The organism is Oleiphilus sp. HI0061, assembly GCF_001635675.1.
This window is the reverse complement of the sequence record NZ_LWFE01000674.1, coordinates 1-1,173: the sequence shown is the minus strand read 5'-3', so window position 1 is coordinate 1,173 and position 1,173 is coordinate 1. Positions and strand designations below refer to the sequence as shown.

The 1,173-nt window shown below is 43.7% G+C and carries 2 protein-coding genes; one reads left to right on the top strand and one right to left on the bottom strand.

Features of this window, described 5'->3' with window-relative positions:
* Positions 1-967: diguanylate cyclase (locus A3735_RS08490; RefSeq protein WP_068637915.1), on the top strand; the 967-nt coding region annotated here is incomplete at its 5' end.
* 30 nt (positions 968-997) lie between these two features.
* On the opposite strand, the gene A3735_RS32500 is transcribed toward A3735_RS08490, so the two are convergent.
* Complete coding sequence (locus A3735_RS32500; protein ID WP_082885841.1) at positions 998-1,159, bottom strand: diguanylate cyclase domain-containing protein; 162 nt, start codon at positions 1,157-1,159, stop codon at positions 998-1,000.
* Between the last annotated feature and the right edge of the window lie 14 nt (positions 1,160-1,173).

Genomic DNA, 1,173 nt, shown 5'->3' with positions numbered 1-1,173 from the left:
TAAATCAGCTTTAGTTCAGACTAAAGACCTGCTTTCACAGTATTTGATAGAGTCCTTCTCTCCTAAAGGTGACCCGCAAGAGTTCTACGCGAAGTTAAGCGACTTGTATCAATTAGTATACGCGCATAATCAGCTTGTTTTATCGGTGACTGACCGTGTATTGGCGAAAAATTACCAGCAGAGCATTGAGCGCTTATCCTTGTTCTATATCAGCGTCGCTTTCTTCTCCTTGGTTTTGCTCTACTTGTCAGTCGGTTTATATAAGTCTGTTAGCTCTGCTATAGGTGAATTAACTGGCGCTGCAGATCGTGTAGCTATGGGAAATTATGATCAAGCGATTGAGATTGGAACGCATGATGAATTACTGACAGTTGCTCGGGCCATGGAGCATATGCGTCTAAGCATTAAGGAGCGTGAAGAACGCTTGGAACTAATGAGCCAGATTGATGGTTTGACTCAACTTTATAACCGGCCATTCTTTGATCAAGCAATGGATATATCCTTGGCTAATAGTCGCCGAAACATGACGCCGCTTACCTTGGTTATGATGGATATCGATCATTTTAAAAAGGTAAATGATANCTATGGCCACCAGGCGGGTGATGAGTGTTTAAAACTGATTGCTCGCTTAATGAAGAAACAGTATCAGCGACAAACAGATATAGTGGCTCGTTATGGTGGTGAAGAATTCATTGCGATTCTCTACGGTCAGACTCAAGAGGAGGCCCTATTGCAAACCGAGAAACTTCGAAGGGCAATTGAAGACGCAAATATGACTTATCAAGGCAAAACAATACCGATGACTGCAAGTTTTGGCTTGGCAAGCATGGCACCACCAGAGTGGCAGAAAGGTGAATCATTGGTGGGGTTTGCTGATAGTGCTTTGTACCAGGCAAAAGAAAGTGGCCGGAATCGTATTTGTATCGGAGGTCAGTCAGGTGGCCATGAGACTCAAAATACCGCTTGATAAGGTTCTATAAGACCTAAGGCCGATCTTTTATAGCTGATCAGCTACAGTAACCTGATTTCTTCCTTGACTTTTTGCCTGGTAAAGGGCTTTGTCAGCCTGTTTTACCAGATCTTGCCAGGCTTCCACTCTGGATTCCACGAAACCAATACTGACGGTTAGCACGCCTTTGTCTGATTCAATGTGAGGGATTTGTAATGCCTCGA